Genomic DNA, 18,933 nt, shown 5'->3' with positions numbered 1-18,933 from the left:
TAGGTGAAAAATAGCAACTTATAAGGTGAAAATATAATTGTTTCTAGTCGTTTTATTTATTAAAAAATAATACCGTATGAGAAACTTTACTATTACTAAAGTTGTTGTTTTTTTTATTTTTTGTGTAACTGTAAATACAAATGCGCAAATAGTAATTAGTAAACCTAGTTTAGGATTTACACAAGCTTGTGCTAGTCCTTCATTTAATACGTATAACGTAACATTTTCGTTTTCACCAGAGTCAGGAATTACAGGAACAAATCAATTTATAGTTGAGTTATCAGACGATGCGGGAAGCTTTGCAACACCTACAGTTTTATATACTTCAGCTCAAGGTTCAGTAACAACATCACCAGCAACATTAAGTTTTTCAATACCGATATCAACCTCAGGAGAAGCTTATAAAATTAGAATAAAAAGCACCTCGCCTGTGGCAACCAGCACACCATCTGATGCTTTCGCAGCTTACTATAAAATTCAAGACACGCCATTTTCAATAAATAATTTAATTTCTACAGCAGCTTATTGTTCCGGCGGAAGTTATTTGCTAACTATTGATAATCCTGGAACGGGAGACAATGATTCGCCTTTACAATATCCATCTTTAACATTTAATTGGTATAAAGAAACAAGTCAAACAACATCAGTATTTATTGCCTCGGGTGAGAGCTTATCAGTAAACCAACCAGGAACTTATTTTGTAGAAACTAATTATGGTACATGTACATCAAATTCGTACTCAAATCGTGTAACGATTAGTGAATCCACATCTAGTACTTCATCAGAAATAAGTTCTAGTCTAGGGAATCCATATTGTTCCAGTGAAGGGGCGACTACCTTAAGTGCAATTAATGGTAATTCTTATCAATGGTATAAAGAAGGTGTGGCTATTTCGGGAGCAACTAGTCAAATGTATGAAACAAACGAACCTGGTAAATACTCGGTAACTATAGATTTAGGAGGTTGCTCAATAAGTGCTTCTATAGATTTAGAAAACAGTGGTTTTTCCAGTAGTATAGATGTACCAGAGAATAACACTATTGATGAAGGCGAAACACTTGTCGCTACAGTAACAACCGATGCTATAAATCCTGAATTTGAATGGTATTTAAATGGCACACTAATCTCTGGTGAAATAAATAACAGTTATGAAGCAACACAAACAGGAAACTACAAAGTTGTTATATCCCAAACAAGTGGTTGTATAGCCTCTACCGAATTTATGTTTATAGTACGTGAAGCTTTTCCAAATGTATCAAATATTCCCAATTTAATTAGTCCTAATGGAGATGGATTAAATGATACTTGGGTTATTCCACAAGAGTATGTTAATGGAGCTAATGCAGAGGTTAGCATTATTTCATCCCAAGGAGAGATTGTACATAAAACAAACGATTACCTTAATAATTGGCCAGAAAATCAATTAGACTTTAAAGATGTAAACCCGGTTTACTACTATATAATAAAAACAGCGGATAATAAAACTAGAAAAGGTTCTATAACTGTGGTTAAATAATATGAAGAAATATCTACTATATATAGTTTTATTTTTCATTACAATACAGCAATTCCATACTCAAGAAAATGGGGTAGTTGCGTTGGATTTACCAGTTAGGAATTCTTTAAAATTTAATAGATATGCTATAAACCCAACGTTTAGTTTTGTTAGAGAGCAAAATAGATACATTAGTTTTACTAATAAAAGAGAATGGGTACAGTTTGATGATGCTCCTCAAACATATTTGTTTGGTTACTCAGGAAGGTTTAAAGAAAACATGGGTATAGGCTTAGGCTTATTTCAGCAAAATTATGGCGTATTAACAACCTTTGGAGGTGTAGTTAATTTTGCATACAATGTAGTTTTGGATAACGACCAAAATTTAACCTTTGGAACAAATTTAGGTGTTTATAAAAGCGGAATTAACGAGGGCAAAGTCATTACAAATTTTCCAGACCCATCTTTACAAAATATACCATCAAATACCATAATTACTTTAAATCCTGGAATTAACTATGGTACAGAATTTTTCGATTTTGGTATTTCAATAAACAATGTAGTGTCTTATAACTTCACCAATTCGAAAATGATTGAAGAAAATCCAGAGCAAGGTATTCAAGGGCATGTTATGTATACAGGTTATATGAATAGTCGAGGTTTTTTTGATGAAAGTAAGTTTTCAACATTAATACAATCAGAATTTAAAAAAGATAAAACCATTATTTCAGGACTAATTATGGTTACAGTACCTAAAGGTATTTGGGCACAAGTTGGTTATAATACTTTATACGGTGCCTCAGGAGGTTTAGGGTTAAATATTACTAGTCAAATAGCTTTAGAATATAATTACGAAAAGGCAATAGGTAATTTATCAAGTTTTGGAAATTCGCACGAAATTGCATTAGCTTATAAATTTAAAAATAGATATCGATATAACTATAGTGGTGATGATGACGAGCAAGCATTACTTATTCAAGATAAAAGGCCTACCGTTTCAGCTCGTAGACCAATTAATAAACCGAAAACAACTGTAGATAAGAAAGAAGCCGATGTTGTTTTAAATGAAGTGAGCGCAGATGAACAAGCAAAAATTGAAGCAGAAAATAAAGCCAAAGAAGAAGCTGCTGCTAAACTGTTAGCAGAAGAAGAGACGCAGGCAAAAGCAGCGGCTGAAGAACAGGCTAGAATTGAAAGAGAAAACTTAGAAAAGGCTGAGGCGGAAGCACAGCGTTTAGCAGAAGAAGCCCAAGCTAAAGCTGCAGCCGAAGAACAAGCAAGGCAACAACAAGAAGCGGCTCAAGCACAATTAGAAGCCGAAAATAAAGCGAAGGCAGAGGCAGAAGCTGAGGCTATACGATTAGCAGAAGAAACTAGGGTTAGGGAAGAAGCTGAGAAGCGTATTGATACCGTTCAACTGGATGGCGTTTTAGTACCAATAGCGAGAGATCGTGAAGCATTGGTAATGGAGAGTCTAACAAAGCTTACGAATAATTCTAAAATTGAACAACAAAACTTGTTGAACCGATTAAGAGATGCTGTAGATATTAGACAACAAGATCTTAATGACTTAAAAGAAGAAAATGATTTAAGTGAACAAGGTATTTACAAAGCGCCTAAACCTTTTAAGAGTGTTACTGCTGAAAATGCTATTTTAGAATCGTTAAAAGTCGAGATAGATGATGTTATAAAATCACAGAATGACAAGATTACAGAATTGGAAAGATTATATAATGAAAGACTTAAAAACGTTTCAGATAAAGAAGATGACGTTAATGCGTATTACTTAAATGCAATACAATCTTTAAAATCAGAACAGCTACAAGCTTTACAAACTAAAGAGAATTTACTATCAACGTTGGAAACCATTAAAGTTGCAACAGAATTTGAAAGAAAACGTAGAATAAAACGTGCGGCTTACGATAATGAAGAAGTAAGATATGCTAAAGATAGAGCGGCATTAAACGTTATAAAGCAAAACACAACAGTTCAATCAGTGCCTTATGAAATTGAAGATTTTGATTTTGGTGAAGAACGAAACACTAATAATATTCAAATTGTTAACGACGTATCTAATGCAGATAGCGGTTACTATTTAGTGTTGGCAGTTCATAGCGACGTTGCAAAAAGAGATGACTTTTTAACAAAAGCTGTGGCATCAGGAAAAGCAAACATTGATTTCTTCTTTGATGTTAAAACTAGCAAATATTATATCTATTATCAGAAATTTGATGACGTAGAAAGTGCGTCAAGAGCATTGCAATCTAAAAGCAATAACCCATTAGATAGTCAAATGTCGATGGTGAAAATAGAGAATTAATATTGGCTATCTGCTATAAATAAATTAATTTTTTGATAGATTTTAAGCATTTATTACAAATAACGTATGTAAATGACTACAAATATATTTTTAAATTAAGATTAAAGTATCATTTCGTCGATAAACAGCTTAATTTATACCTTCACTTTATTATTTATACAAAAATTTTCACGATATTTAACCCGTTTAAAAACATTAAATTTAGACGAAGGAAATTCGTTGTAGTGATATGACTACAAATTAAATGTAACTAAACTAACTAAATATTTTCTTCTTAATCCCCCAATTATGAAGAAACAAAAAATAACCTGCTTATGGAAAAAACTACTTTTGCTAACAAATTGCTTGTTGTTTTAGTTTTTTTATTATGCTTTGGCAGCATGATGGGGCAAAACCTTGTTCCATTTTCTCCTAGATACGACGAGGCAATTAAAGGAGATATCCTTTTGATAGGGAACAGTAACGTAGGACTTCACGTCACAGATCCTTATAATGGCACGGATACAAATGATAGAATTGATGCGGCCGTATATGTAGATGTTGATAGTGATGCTACAACGTTTAACTCTAGTACAGCAGATTTAGATGTACCAAACGATGTAAACTGTTACCAAATAGTTTATGCAGGATTATACTGGAGCGCCGTAGTAAACGGATCAGACCCTATTTCGGAAATTAAATTTAAAGTTCCTGGAGGGAATTATGTTGATATAACTGGTACTGAGGTATATTTTCAAAATGCGGCAAATAACAATAATTCCAACACTTATGTTTATTACCATGATGTAACCAGTATGGTTACAGCTTTAGCAGACCCTGAAGGTACTTATGCAGTGGCTAATATCTCATCATTAGTTGGACCTAAACCAAATTCTGAAGGACTTTCAGCAGGTTGGTCGCTTTTTATAGTTTATGAAGATCCTCTTTTACCAAGTAAATATATAACCTCTTTTGATGGGTTTACAAAAATAACAAGTACTATAAGTGAAACATTTCCAGTTTCTGGCTTTACTACGATTCCAACAGGTCCCGTAAGAGCTAATTTTGCGTTTAGTACAATCGAAGGTGATAGGAGATATACAGGTGATTATTTACGTTTGAATGGTACTACCATTGATGCAACTAATAATGCGGGAACGGTAATCAGACCAGGTAATAATTTCTTCAATAGTACGGTTTCTTATATAGACCCAGCAACAAATACACCAGAGTTGTTTACAACAAGAAATCCTGACGGATCTAATACCCTTGGATTTGATGCAGGTATTATACCTATTCCTAATCCTGGCAATACACTAATAGCCAATGGTGCTACTTCGGCAACCATTAGTTTAGGAAGTACATTAGATATTTATTACTATTATTTTAGTGCCTTCGCTATTGAAATAATTGCACCAAATATTGTGTTAACCAAAATTGTTGAAGATGAATTTGGTAATGATATTGGAGGACAATTAGTAAATCTTGGTGATGAACTTTATTACACCATTGGTTTTCAAAATACAGGTAACGATGATGCTACAAATTTAACTATTAGAGATATTCTTCCGGAAAACATTGTTTTTAACTACCCTACAGATTTAGGTGTTTTACCACCAGGAGTAACCGTTCAGAGTTATAATCCTACTACTAAAGAAATTATTTTTAGTATCGACAGGTCAATTGTTGAAGAAAACGATCCCGTTACAGAAATTCGTTTTATGGTAACTGTAGTATCGTCTTGTAGCTTGCTAAATGACGCTTGTTCAAATGTTATAAATAATCAAGCATATGCAACCTATCAAGGAACAATAAACCCTACATTTACGATATCAGACGACCCAAGTTTTGCAACTAATACAGGATGTTTACTTACCCCTGGCGCTACTAACTTTTTGGCAGACCTAAATTGTGATTTTACTGAAGAAGTTATACTATGTGGGTCAAGTGTTACATTAACAGCTGGTGATGGTTATGATTCATACTCATGGTCTACAAGTCCTTCAGGAACACCTGTAATAGGAACAACGCAATCTATTACCGTTTCGAGTACTGGAACATATTATGTGCATAACACAGCAACAGCTCCGTGTCAATCCATAGATCAACAATTCGATGTTGTTACTTTTGGAGCAGGCGTAACGAACCCATTAATTCCATTTGCAGATGAAGTAGTTATTTGCCCTAATGATGGAAAAGAGTTGCCAAATTTTTATTTATGTGGAGCTAACGATTCAAGGTTTATACAAACTGGAATAACTGACACGACATCAATAATATGGGAAAAACTAGATGAATCGAGTTGTGCCGCAGTCGCTAATCAAGATTGTGCTAATGAAGACTCAGCATGTACATGGAATCAAGTTGCTACAGGTCCAGATTTTACTATTGATACTTCTGGACAATATAGATTAACTTTAAATTATACTGGTGGGTGTTTTAATCAGTTTTATTTTAATGTTTATACTAACTTATTAATTCCTACGGTAACCTCAAGAGATATTTATTGTACTACACCAGGTGAGATTACTGTTGGTGGTGTACCTAGTGGCTATGAGTATAGTATTGATGGTACAAACTATCAAACTAGTAATGTGTTTTCAGTAACAACTGCAGGACTCTATAACGTTTATATTAGACAAATAGGTGTTTCACCAAATCCATGTATTTTCAGTGTTCCTGATGTACAAATAAGGGATAGGGATTTCACGGTTTCAACGATTGTTACTCAACCGCTATGTCATGATGAATTGGGCAGTGTCTCAATTGCAGCAAATGATGTTCGTCCGCAGTATTTCTTTTCAATTTATGACGGTGCAACACTTGTAAATAGTGTAGGTCCCATTACACCAAATAACTATACATTTAGTAATTTAAATGCAGGGACTTATACTATTAATGTTTCCACAGAAGATGGTTGTGTATACTCAGGAGATATCGAGATTATCAATCCTCCTTTATTAGAAGCAACAGCAGCACTAACAAAACCATTAACATGTACTGATGGGGAAATCACGGTTTATCCTTCAGGAGGAACACCACCATATTATTATTTTGTTAATAGTACAACGGTTTTCCAAGGTACACCAATAGTAAATGTACCAACAGCTGGAGTTTATAATATTACAGTTGTTGATTCAAATAACTGTTCAGTAGATGTTTCTATTAACGTTGATGCAACATTACCACCAGATTTTAACGTGTCTCAAACTAACATATTATGTTCTGATGAAACGAATTCTGGTAGTATAAATATTAACGTAACGAATCCAAACGGAAATTCTTTAGAATACAGTATAGATAATGGTGTTACGTATTTAAGTTCACCTGTATTTTCAGGCTTATCGGCTGGAAACTATGATGTTATAGTAAGATATACAGCCGGAACAGATGTTTGTACTACAGCACCTCAACCTGTTACCATTACAGCAGCAACAGCAATTGATGGTACAGCAACTTTAACGACACCATATACATGTACTACAAATGGTGTTATAACTGTTTCTGCTGTTTCAGGAGGAACGCCTCCATATGAATATAGTATTGATGGGGTTAATTTTCAAACAGGAACAACTTTTACGGGATTAACAGATGGTACATATACGGTAACTATTAGAGATGCTAATATCTGTACATTTTTAACAGCTCCAATAACGATTGATCCGTTAAATCCACCAACAGATTTAGATTTTAGTAGTACACCTGTAACTTGTCCCGCACTGACTTCTGATGTTACTATTACAACAACGGGAGGAACATTACCTTTAGAATACCGAATTATTTCACCGTCAACTACAGCATATCAAACCTCAAATATTTTTGCAGGTTTATCACCTAACACTTATACGTTTGAAGTACGAGATGCAAACAATTGTACATATGTTGAGTCTTATACTATTCCGCCATTACCACCTATAAGAGTGAGTATGGTAATAACAAAGGATTTAGATTGTACTGCATCACCAGATGGGACTATTTCAGCAATAATTACTGGAGGAACTGCTCCTTTTAATTATCAAGTATCGTTTAATGGCGGAGGCTACGGAAGTTCAACTTCAGTAACAGGGTCATCATTTACTCATACGGCGACAGCAGATGGAACCTATCAATTTTTAATAACAGATGCCAATGGTTGTACTGTTGAATCCGGAGTTCAAACTATAAACGCTATTACATTACCCGAAATAATTTCTGTTGTACAAACGCAACCTATTTTATGTAATGGTGATAGTAATGCGGCAATTCAAATTACAATTAATAATAGTGTAGGAACGCCTGCATTTGTGTTGAATGTATTCAACAATACGACAGCAACAGATTACGGTACTCAAACATCAGGATTGCCTGCTGGTAATTATACTATTACCTTAACGGATTCAAAATCTTGTACGGATGTAGAAACAATAACCATTAATGAACCAAGCCCTATAGCTTTCGATTTATCAAAAGTTGATATTACTTGTAGTAATCCTGGAGGTTCTAGTTTAGGTTCTATTACGGTTGAAAATGTAACAGGAGGCACAATTCCTTTTACATATTATATTACAAATAATTTTGGTGATGTTATTCCTGGAAACCCATATGCCGCAGCAACCAATGAAGACCATACGTTTAATATTATTAATTACGGAACTTATACTGTAAATGTTGTTGATGCAAATGGTTGTAGCTTAGCTCAACAAATTGTAATTGCTTCGCCACCATCAGATTTATTGATTGATGTTACTACTGTAGTACCAGATTGTACCACAGGAGGAACTGCTACTGTACAAGCTATATCAGCGGTTGGTAGTGGTAGTTACGAGTTTGGTATTTTAGAATTTAATTTTGCACCATATACATCTACTTTTTTACCACCTGATTTACCCGGTGGTGACACAAGAACGTTTACAAATTTAACACCTGGTGTTGTTTATACTTTTGTTGTACACGACTTAGTTACCGACTGTTATTATGTTAAACAAGCAGATTCAGCAATAGCACCTGCTTCACCTTTAACATCTTCTGTTGTTCCAAACAATGTTATTTGTCAAGGAGAAAATAATGGTAGTGTTACATTTACTATTGATAATTTTGATAGTACTACCACTTCGGTAGATTATGAAATATTTACAGCATTTACGCATGTACTTGTTGATGGACCAACAAATTTACCAGTTACTTTTGGAGTGCCTGAAACAGTAACAACGCCAACTCCGGGGACTTTAGCTCCTGGACAATATTATATTCGTTTTACTGAAAATGGAACAGGATCGTATAACGGTTGTGAATCTGCTTCAGTGATTTTTGAAATTAACGAATCTGCTGTAGATTTAGATATTTCGGCTACGGTTGATAAAAACGCAAATTGTAACCCTAATTCTGGAGTAATTAGTGCTATCGCAAGTAATGGTACAGCTCCTTATTTATATCAAATAACGACAACACCTGCTGCTCCGTTAGCAACGGATCCATCGTGGAATTCTGCAAACGTATTTAATATGGACGCAGGTAGTTATTATGTACATGTTATTGATGCTTATGGTTGTATAAAAACGACTCCAGTTCTAGTATTACCTTCTGATCCCGAACCAGTTATTGATGCTATTGTGAGTAATCAATGTACAGTAACTGAGGGTAATTTTGAAATAGATGTTACTTTGGTAACCCCAGGAATTGCACCATATAGTTTTAGTATTGACGGTGGTGCTTTCCAAACAAGAACAGCACCTTTTACCATATCAAATTTATCATCAGGAACACATACTGTTGAGATACAAGATGCTAATGGTTGTGGTAATTTAGTAACAGTAGATATATTAGCTCCTATTAACTTAATACCAGATGTAACTGCTATTCCAACGTGTAATGATGATGATGGTGAAATAACGATAACAGGTTCTGGTGGTTCAGGTACTTATTCGTATTCAATAAGTCCAAATCCAGCTTCCATAAGTATAGTTGGAAATGTATTTACTGGTGTACCATCAGGAACGTATACAGTTACAATTACAGACGTAATAACAACCTGTTCAGAAAATATAGATATTTTTGTGCCAGCAGCTACACCTGTTACATTTACAACAACATCTTCACCAGTAACATGTTTAGGAGATAATGATGGCTCAATTTCGATTAACATAACAAATTATTCAGGACCGTATGATTACGAAGTATTTGATAGCACGTCTACGTCAGTTTTCGGAGTTATATCAGCTAATACATCAACAAATCCAGAGGTAGTTACTGGCTTATTATCTGGTAATTATACCATTGTCGTTACAGAGACAGCAAGTCCGTTCTGTTCAACAACATCAAATACAATATTCGTTGGATCTCCAGTAGATGCCTTAACCGTTGTTGCAACCGAAACATCTAATGTTACTTGTGATGATGATAAAGGCACCATTACTGCAACAGCAAGTGGTGGTTGGGGAACTTATGAATATGAGTTAACAGGAGCTGCTACAGTGGCTTATTCATCAAACGGAACGTTTACTAATCTATCGGCAGGAGCCTATACAGTAAATGTTAGAGATGCAGGTGGATGTATTGCTTCGGATAATATTACACTTGTTATTCCGCCACCAATTAGTGCAACCGTATCAGCAAGTACTTCGTTGCTATCTTGTTTTGGAGATGCTAATGCATCGATTACAGTAAGTACCGTAAGTGGAGGACAAGGAAGTAATTATACATACACGCTGAACATGACCTCACCAACTGTGAGTTCTTCTGGACCTCAAACATCTCCTATTTTTAATAACCTAGGAGCAGGAACTTATAATATTGTGGTAACCGATGGTTATAATTGTTCATTCAATTCACCAGATATAGTTATAGCAGAACCAACTCAAGTACAAGCGAGTTTAGTTAAAGAAACATCACAAACGTGTTTAACTAATTCAACATTAACTTTAAGTGCAGTAGGAGGTACAGGAAACTACGAGTATAGCGATACCGCTTCGTTTTCGACCGTTTTGGGCTCCTTTATAACATCTACTACGTTTTCTGTACCAGTTGGAACTTACGATTACTATGTAAGAGATGCTAATGGTTGTATATCAAACGCTTCTAATGAAATTACGATTGATCCACTACCAACATTGAATATTATTTTAGATGTAAGTAACGCAACTATTAATTGTAATGGTGATACTACTGGTGTTATTGTAGCAACTGCCGAAGGTGGTTTAGGAAGTTATATTTATACCTTAGAAGACACGTTAGGAAATCCAATAACTCCAGTAACTCAAGATAGTCCAGGAGTATTTACGAATCTTCCTGTTGGCACGTATCAAGTAAGGGTTGATAGTGGAGATTGTTTAACTACAAGTTCACAAATAACCATTACTGAACCAGCACAACCTTTAACAGCTAGTTTTGTAGCTAGCAACGTTACATGTCCTGGAACAAGTAATGGTATGTTAGAAATTACTGCCTCTGGAGGAACTGGCGTTATAAAATATGCAATCTCTCCTAGGTTAGATCAGTTTTTTGAGACATCAACTTTTCAAGACCTTCCAGCGGGCAATTATCAAGCTATTGCTCAAGATGAATTGGGTTGCTTTGTACTTTTCGATTTTATTATTGAAGACCCAATACCGGTATCATTAACTATTGTTCCAAACTCTATAATACCTGAGGCTTGTAGTGGTGATTTAGATGGTGAGTTTAGTATTGATATTAGCGGAGGTGAAATGCCCTATAGCGTAGCTTTAGATGATATTAATGGAACCTACATCACGGGAAGTCCTACACAAACTCAATTCGATTTCACTGGTTTAGCTGGTGGAGATCATATTGTTTATGTTTTAGATAATTTAGGATGTCCTACAGAGTGGAATATTACATTCCCGCCATCTGTACTTATTCAAGCTGAGCTTGATATTGAGTATTGTACTAATACAGTCGATGCTACGAGTAATATGGTGACTGTAAATGTTGATGATAGCTCGGTTGACTTATCTGATTTAGACTATGCTTTAGATGGTGGTGCTTTCCAAACAAGTAATGTATTTACAAACCTTGCAGCAGGTAATCACTATATAACGATTAGACATACTAATACGTGTGAAGAAATTATTGATTTTGAAATCGAGCAGTTTGATCCATTAACATTAGTGCTCGAAGATGGTAATTTAAATGAAATCGTTGCGGTTGCTGATGGTGGTTCTGGTGATTATGAATACGAATTAAATGGTGTCTCCAAAGGAAGCACTAATACATTCTTAATTTATGAATCTGGTGATTATACTGTAACGGTAACTGATAGTAATGGATGTATAGCTTCTGCAACTAGATATTTTGAGTATATAGATGTTTGTATACCAAATTATTTCACACCAAACGGTGATGGTAATTTGGATGAATGGGGACCTGGTTGTACATCACAGTATAGAGAGATGACCTTCGATATTTTTGATAGATATGGTCGTAAAATAGCAACTCTAAGAGTTAATGAAAAATGGGATGGGATGTATAAAGGTAAAGAACTTCCAACGGGTGATTATTGGTATGTTGTAAGATTAAATGATAGAATGGATAATCGAGAGTTTGTTGGTCACTTTACACTATATAGATAATGAAAATCGGAGATAACCTCTAAAAAAGAATTAAGCAAATGCGAAAATTAATTATATATCTTCTTTTTATTGTTCTAGCTAAAAGCTACGGACAAGAGTTGAATTTGCCAGTTTTCACCCAATATTTGGCAGATAACAACTTCGTTATCTCTCCTACATATGCAGGTATTGGTGATAATTTAAAAATTAGAGCAAACGGACTTACACAATGGGTAGGTATTAAAGGAGCGCCAGATAACCAATCTATTTATGGGGATTTTAGAATTGCCGATCGTTCAGGAATAGGACTTTCATTTTATAATGACAGAAATGGTAATACCATTCAAACGGGAGCAAAATTCTCTTTTGCTCATCATCTTATTTTAGATTATTATACGAAAATGTATTTATCGTTTGGTATTTCATATAACATAAACAATTTTAGGATAGACATTAATAATTTTAATACTACATACGAAAATCCGACGATAGACCCTTTTGTTACAGATGATAGACGTACTACAAATCATAATTTTGATATTGGTGCACTTTATAGATTGAAAGGCTTCTTTTTAAGTCTTAACCTCAATAATATGTTGGATAAAGATTTTGATAGTTCTTTAAGAAAACTAGAACCTAACTTACTGCTAAATTACCAAGTATACTCAGGTTATACGTTTAGAGGACCTAAGAAGAGCGGGCTGGAATTTGAACCCTCTATTTTTTATCAAATGTTTACAAGTGATAAGCGATCTAGTACAGATTTAAATTTTAAATTCAGAAAGTATAATAGAAATGACGATTATTATTGGGGTGGTATCTCATACCGTTTTCTAAATGATCAAATATTAAAACCTCTTAATATTGGCCCAATGGTAGGGTTTAAAAAATCTATTTTCTATTTTGGATATGCCTATCAAGTAACAATGAACGATTTATCTGGGTTTAATTCTGGTACTCATGTAGTTACTATTGGATTAGATTTCTTGCAGGGAATTAGTAACTGTCCTTGTACACAAGATCCGGTTCATTAATTGATTATTTACTTCACTATTATTTTAAGTAAATTATAACTTTTAGCTTTTCGTAAATAGCACTTCTTTTGTATATTTTTGCAATGCCTTAAATTGGTTGAGGTATTTAGTAAAACAAGCAACTAGTTAACGACTATTTCGTCAAAATAGTTAATATAAAATTGAATGAAAAAACTAATCTTACTTTTATCCCTGTTCATTGTAACTATAGGAAATTCACAAATATATGAACCCGTAAAATGGAGTACTTCCGTTCATAAAATTTCAGACACAGAATACGAATTAGTTTCTAAAGCGACTATTGATAGTGGATGGCACTTGTATTCTCAAATAGTTCCAGATGGTGGTCCAATCCCAACAACATTTACGTATAAAAATGCGAATACAGGCTTTCAATTACTGGGGAAAACGATAGAAGAAGAAGGGCATGTTGTTGATGATCTTGTATTCGAAATGAAAATCAAATTTTTTGAAGATGTTGCTATTTTCAAACAAAGAGTAAAAATTCAAGACGAGGTATCTGTTATCAATGGATCTGTAGAGTTTATGGCGTGTAATGATGAAAGATGTACACCACCTAATGATATAGATTTAGTTTTTAATTTAAACGGTTCTCAATCAAGCTCTGAAGAACCTTCTGTGAATACTACGGATAATATTTCATTGGTAGATAATGCAGAGGTAAATAACATGCTATATGGCATGTCCCCGGAGGATATTAAAACTAATATTGATTTACCAGAAAAATCAAGTACACTTTGGGCAATCTTTGGTTTGGGATTTTTAGGTGGTTTGCTAGCACTATTAACTCCTTGTGTTTTCCCAATGATCCCTTTAACAGTTAGTTTTTTTACTAAAAAAAGTGGAGCAAGTAAAACATCAGGTATATCCAAAGCGCTGCTTTATGGCTTTTTTATTTTTGCTGTATATGTAATTTTAAGTGTACCATTTCATCTTTTAGATTCAGTTAACCCAGACATTTTAAACGATATATCTACCAACATTTGGTTAAACATAATCTTCTTCGCCATATTTGTATTTTTTGCTTTTTCATTTTTTGGCTATTACGAACTAACCTTGCCAGCAAGTTGGACAAATAAGACAACAAGAGGAGAAAATGCAGGTGGATTAATAGGTATATTTTTCATGGCACTTACTTTGGCTATTGTATCATTTTCATGTACAGGCCCTATTTTAGGTTCATTATTAGCGGGTTCTTTAACAGCTGATGGTGGAGCGTGGCAACTTACAGCTGGTATGGCAGGTTTTGGAGTATCGTTAGGTTTACCTTTTGCCTTATTTGCTATGTTTCCAAATATGATGAATGCTTTACCAAAATCTGGAGGCTGGTTAAACACTACTAAAGTTGTTTTAGGGTTTTTAGAACTAGCATTAGCCTTTAAGTTTTTATCAAATGCCGATTTAGTGGCGCATTGGGGTATTTTAAAAATTGAGCCTTTTTTGATAATTTGGATTATAATTTTTGGAGGTTTAGCCTTATATCTTTTTGGAAAAATTAAATTTCCTCACGATTCACCTATAAAAAAACTGTCTTTTTCTAGAATTTCATTAGGAATTTTAGTGGCTGCCTTTACTATTTATTTAGGCACAGGGTTTAGAGTTAACAAGGAAACTAATACATATCATTCTCTAAAACTATTAAGTGGATTAGCACCACCCGTAACATACAGCTTCTTTTTCCCGAATATCTCCACCAATAATTTAAAAATATTTAAAGATTTTAAGGAAGGGTTAGCATATGCTAAAGAAGTAAACAAGCCTATTATGTTGGACTTTACAGGATATGCTTGTGTAAACTGCAGAAAAATGGAAGAGCATGTTTGGTCTGAAAAGAAAATAGATGACATATTAAGAAACGATTATGTTTTAATATCTTTATACGTTGACGACAAAAAGGAACTTCCTGAAAACGAACAGGTTTTAGTAAATAGGATTAATGGTGGTACCAGAAAATTGGAAAACTATGGTCATAAATGGGCAAATTTTCAAACGCAGTTTTTCCAAACTAATTCACAACCTTTTTATGTGTTATTGAATTCAGAAGGTACCGAAATTTTAAACCAACCTGTTGGTTATACGCCTGATGAAAATGAATATGCTACTTTTTTAGAAGAAGGTTTAGAAGTTTATAATCAGAGTCAAAAATGAATAATGCCATAAGTATTTCGAAGCTTGAACAATATTTCTCTAAATTCAGGGAAAACATTGTAGGTATTGATGCATTTTTTGAGTCCCCTTACGGAAGAAAAAAGATTATTTATGCAGATTGGACGGCAAGTGGACGACTGTATCGACCTATAGAAGAAAAGCTTTTAAATGATATAGGTCCATTCGTTGCTAATACACATACCGAAACATCCATTACGGGTTCTGCCATGACTTTGGCTTACCATGAAGCTAGAAACATTATAAAAAGGCACGTAAACGCTTCAAGTGATGATGTATTGATTACCGTTGGAACAGGAATGACAGGTGCTATAAATAAGTTTCAGCGTATTTTAGGGCTTAAACTCAATGAAAATTTAAAAGATCACACAGACGTTCCCGAAGAAAAGCGACCTATAATTTTTGTCTCTCATATGGAACACCATTCTAACCAAACATCCTGGTTAGAAACCATAGCACGAGTAAAAGTAATTCCTTCAAATGAAGAAGGCTTACCGTGTTTAAATGCTTTAGAAAAACTATTGTTGGAATATCAAGAAGTTCCTATAAAAATTGCCGCAATTACTGGTTGTTCCAATGTAACTGGTATTAGAACAAACTATCACCAAGTTGCTAAAATTATGCATCAAAATAACGGCTTATGCTTTGTTGATTTTGCTTGTTCTGCACCCTATGTATCTATAAATATGCATCCTGAAAACCACGATGAGTATTTAGATGCCATAACGTTTTCACCACATAAGTTTTTAGGTGGTCCAGGAACGTCAGGAGTCCTTGTATTTAATAAAAAATTGTATAAAAATTTAGTACCTGATAATCCAGGAGGTGGTACCGTAAACTACACAAACCCTTGGGGCGACCACGATTATATTGATGATATTGAAACCCGTGAAGATGGCGGAACACCAGGTTTTCTTCAAGCTATTAAAATAGCCCTTTGTATTCAATTAAAAGAAGATATGGGCGTTCAGAATATTTTAGAGAGGGAGCACGAATTGTGTCAGGTTGTATTTAACAGACTATCTAAAATTAAGAACTTAACCATTTTGGCACCCAAACATACAGATAGATTGGGTGTGTTTTCATTTTATATTGAAGATGTTCATTTTAACTTAGTTGTAAAACTTTTAAACGATCGGTTCGGAGTTCAAACCCGTGGAGGTTGTTCCTGCGCTGGTACTTATGGACATTATTTACTCCATGTAGACCAATTAACTTCGAAAGCTATTGAACAAAAAATATTAGAAGGTTGCTTGATGGAGCGTCCAGGTTGGATTAGAATGTCCATTCATCCAACTATGACTAATGCTGAAATCGAATTTATTTGTGAAGCTATTAAACAAGTTGCTGAAAATATAAAGGAATGGGGAGCGGATTATAAATACGATGCTTTAAAAAACGAGTTTATCCATAAAGGCAATCATGATATTGAAAGTGCTATAACCCAAGATTGGTTTAAGCTATAAAAAGCTAAGCTGAAACTAAGTTTTTAATAATATTTTTTTTAATAATTTTTCCTGGATTGCCAACTACAACGGAATAATCTGGAATATCTTTTAAAACTACAGTACCAGCTCCAATTATACACCATTTTCCAATTTTTACTTGAGGTATTACAACGGCACCAGCACCTATATGTGTTCCTATACCAATATTAACAAGGCCACAAATGGTAGCATTTGGTGAAATATGTACAAAATCTTGAATAATGCTATCATGATCAACACTAGACATAGTATTAATTATAACATGTTTACCAATTGATGCGTTAGTTTGTATTGTAGATCCTGCATAAACCACTGTACCATCGTCTATGCTAACACTAGGGTCAATAATGGCAGACTTATGGATAGCTTTACTAAATTCACTTTTTAAAATTTTAGCAATTTCAAACCTTTGATAGTTATCACCTACACCAATAATAAAAGGAACACCTTGGTGAGGGAAATTAGATTTATGACTGCGAACACCGTGTTTTACATCTTTAAATAGTTTATGGGAATTTTTTGGATTGTCGTCAAAAAGGTCACTAATAGTATAGCCATTTTGTTTTAAAACAGATTGAATTACTTGAGAATGTCCACCAGCACCATATAATCTAACTTCTCTATTTTCTGACATTATAAATGGTATAGAATTAATTTATGAAATTATCACAATTAATTTTTTGAAAAAATGACATTTATCAGTTTTCGAATAGCAGAGTCTTAAGTGCTAATTATTAGTAATAAATGTGAATATATCATCCAAATTGAAGATGTTTTTACTTTTCAACAACTTCAACTTCAAATAGTTTATCCCAGCGTTTACCTGTAACAAAAATGGTTTTTGTTTTAGGATTGTAAGCTATACCATTTAAAACATCTAAACCTTCATGCTGGGTGACTAATTTTTTAAGTGGAGAAAAGTCGATTACGCCAACAACAGCACCATTTTTTGGATTAATAATAGCAACACCATCTTTTTGATATCTGTTAGAATAAATCTTTCCTTCAATCCATTCCATTTCATTAATGCCTACAATCTTTCCTTTGTTGGTATATACTTGAATAAAGTCTTCTTCTACTAAGGTTTCAGGATTTAACAACCAAATTTTTTCAGTACCATCACTTTTAAATAATGTTGTATCGTTGTTGCATAAACCCCAACCTTCTTTACTATTTCCATATTTAAAGCTACTTAGTTTCTCAAAAGTATTCACGTCGTATACAAAACCAGTGCCTTTTTGCCACGTTAATTGATAAACTTTATTGTTTAAAATAGTAAGGCCTTCTCCAAAATATTCATCGGCTAAATCAATGTTTTTAATAACTTCACCAGTTTTATAATTCATCTTCCTAAGCTTCGATTCTTTATACTGCCCTGTACTTTCATAAAGTGTGTCATTAAAAAACTCAATACCTTGTGTATAGGATGTTATGTCGTGAGGATATTCATTAATTATTTTATAGGTATAAACTTTAGGTATTTCATTGTTTAAAATGGTTATTACTGAAGTTGTAACTTGGTTTTCATTATTAAAATATACAGTAGCTTCAATGGTTTGCTTGCCTAATTTAAAATCTTTTAATGAAGTGGATTCACTTATTTTTTTACCGTTTAAAAGATATAAAACAGAATCAATAGCATGATTTTTTTTATTTTCTAATGAAAGCTTTAATGTTTCGTTAATCGATATATTTCCTTTGATAGCATTCGTTATTATTGAGAAATCACTTTTTTTTTGCCCAGAATTTGATCCGCAGGAAACCAATAAAACACTTAATAATATGATTGTTAGATATTTGAACGTATTCATTTCTCATTATAAATTTAAAGCAAGATATTTATTTAAAATCAGTTTAAAAAATCATTGTGAAAATTTTAAAAGGGTTG

8 protein-coding genes are annotated in these 18,933 nt (G+C 33.7%); 6 read left to right on the top strand and 2 right to left on the bottom strand.

Translation table 11 applies throughout. The annotated features are described in order from the left end of the window. The first annotated feature begins 76 nt into the window (after window positions 1-76). The 6 genes from L3X39_RS05125 (at window position 77) to L3X39_RS05100 (ending at window position 17,024) form a co-directional block, all read left to right on the top strand. Window positions 77-1,516, top strand: coding sequence for a T9SS type B sorting domain-containing protein (locus tag L3X39_RS05125; RefSeq protein WP_237230696.1), 1,440 nt, complete (start codon window positions 77-79; stop codon window positions 1,514-1,516). Between the two features lies 1 nt (window position 1,517). Continuing rightward, window positions 1,518-3,815, top strand: coding sequence for a PorP/SprF family type IX secretion system membrane protein (locus L3X39_RS05120; protein ID WP_237230695.1), 2,298 nt, complete (start codon window positions 1,518-1,520; stop codon window positions 3,813-3,815). A 314-nt stretch (window positions 3,816-4,129) separates the two neighbouring features. Beyond that, window positions 4,130-12,358: a T9SS type B sorting domain-containing protein gene (locus tag L3X39_RS05115; RefSeq protein ID WP_237230694.1), complete on the top strand. Its 8,229-nt coding sequence runs from the start codon at window positions 4,130-4,132 to the stop codon at window positions 12,356-12,358. Between the two features lie 38 nt (window positions 12,359-12,396). After that, complete coding sequence (locus L3X39_RS05110; protein ID WP_237230693.1) at window positions 12,397-13,371, top strand: PorP/SprF family type IX secretion system membrane protein; 975 nt, start codon at window positions 12,397-12,399, stop codon at window positions 13,369-13,371. Window positions 13,372-13,536: 165 nt separating this feature from the next. Beyond that, window positions 13,537-15,540, top strand: coding sequence for a protein-disulfide reductase DsbD family protein (locus tag L3X39_RS05105; protein ID WP_237230692.1), 2,004 nt, complete (start codon window positions 13,537-13,539; stop codon window positions 15,538-15,540). Further along, a complete protein-coding gene (locus L3X39_RS05100) occupies window positions 15,537-17,024 on the top strand; it encodes an aminotransferase class V-fold PLP-dependent enzyme (protein ID WP_237230691.1) in 1,488 nt (495 codons plus the stop codon). Before L3X39_RS05105 ends, L3X39_RS05100 begins: the two co-directional genes overlap by 4 nt. A gap of 4 nt (window positions 17,025-17,028) precedes the next feature. Here the strand turns inward: L3X39_RS05100 and L3X39_RS05095 are convergent, their stop codons facing one another. Together L3X39_RS05095 and L3X39_RS05090 are read right to left on the bottom strand one after the other, a co-directional pair. Then, window positions 17,029-17,679 (bottom strand): acetyltransferase, encoded by a 651-nt coding sequence (locus L3X39_RS05095; protein ID WP_237230690.1) that lies wholly within the window; start codon window positions 17,677-17,679, stop codon window positions 17,029-17,031. Between the two features lie 142 nt (window positions 17,680-17,821). Next, window positions 17,822-18,856 (bottom strand): glutaminyl-peptide cyclotransferase, encoded by a 1,035-nt coding sequence (locus L3X39_RS05090; RefSeq protein WP_237230689.1) that lies wholly within the window; start codon window positions 18,854-18,856, stop codon window positions 17,822-17,824. Between the last annotated feature and the right edge of the window lie 77 nt (window positions 18,857-18,933).

This window comes from Flaviramulus multivorans, from assembly GCF_021728415.1.
Taxonomy (GTDB): domain Bacteria; phylum Bacteroidota; class Bacteroidia; order Flavobacteriales; family Flavobacteriaceae; genus Sabulilitoribacter; species Sabulilitoribacter multivorans.
Note: the sequence above shows the minus strand (reverse complement) of the source record. Positions and strands in the feature narration are given on the sequence as shown.

Bases quoted from the DNA above. Each gene is read 5' to 3' on its own strand.
- L3X39_RS05095 (WP_237230690.1), bottom strand. From the start codon at position 17,679: ATGTCAGAAAATAGAGAAGTTAGATTATATGGTGCTGGTGGACATTCT.
- L3X39_RS05125 (WP_237230696.1), top strand. From the start codon at position 77: ATGAGAAACTTTACTATTACTAAAGTTGTTGTTTTTTTTATTTTTTGT.
- L3X39_RS05090 (WP_237230689.1), bottom strand. From the start codon at position 18,856: ATGAATACGTTCAAATATCTAACAATCATATTATTAAGTGTTTTATTG.
- L3X39_RS05120 (WP_237230695.1), top strand. From the start codon at position 1,518: ATGAAGAAATATCTACTATATATAGTTTTATTTTTCATTACAATACAG.
- L3X39_RS05105 (WP_237230692.1), top strand. From the start codon at position 13,537: ATGAAAAAACTAATCTTACTTTTATCCCTGTTCATTGTAACTATAGGA.
- L3X39_RS05100 (WP_237230691.1), top strand. From the start codon at position 15,537: ATGAATAATGCCATAAGTATTTCGAAGCTTGAACAATATTTCTCTAAA.
- L3X39_RS05115 (WP_237230694.1), top strand. From the start codon at position 4,130: ATGGAAAAAACTACTTTTGCTAACAAATTGCTTGTTGTTTTAGTTTTT.
- L3X39_RS05110 (WP_237230693.1), top strand. From the start codon at position 12,397: ATGCGAAAATTAATTATATATCTTCTTTTTATTGTTCTAGCTAAAAGC.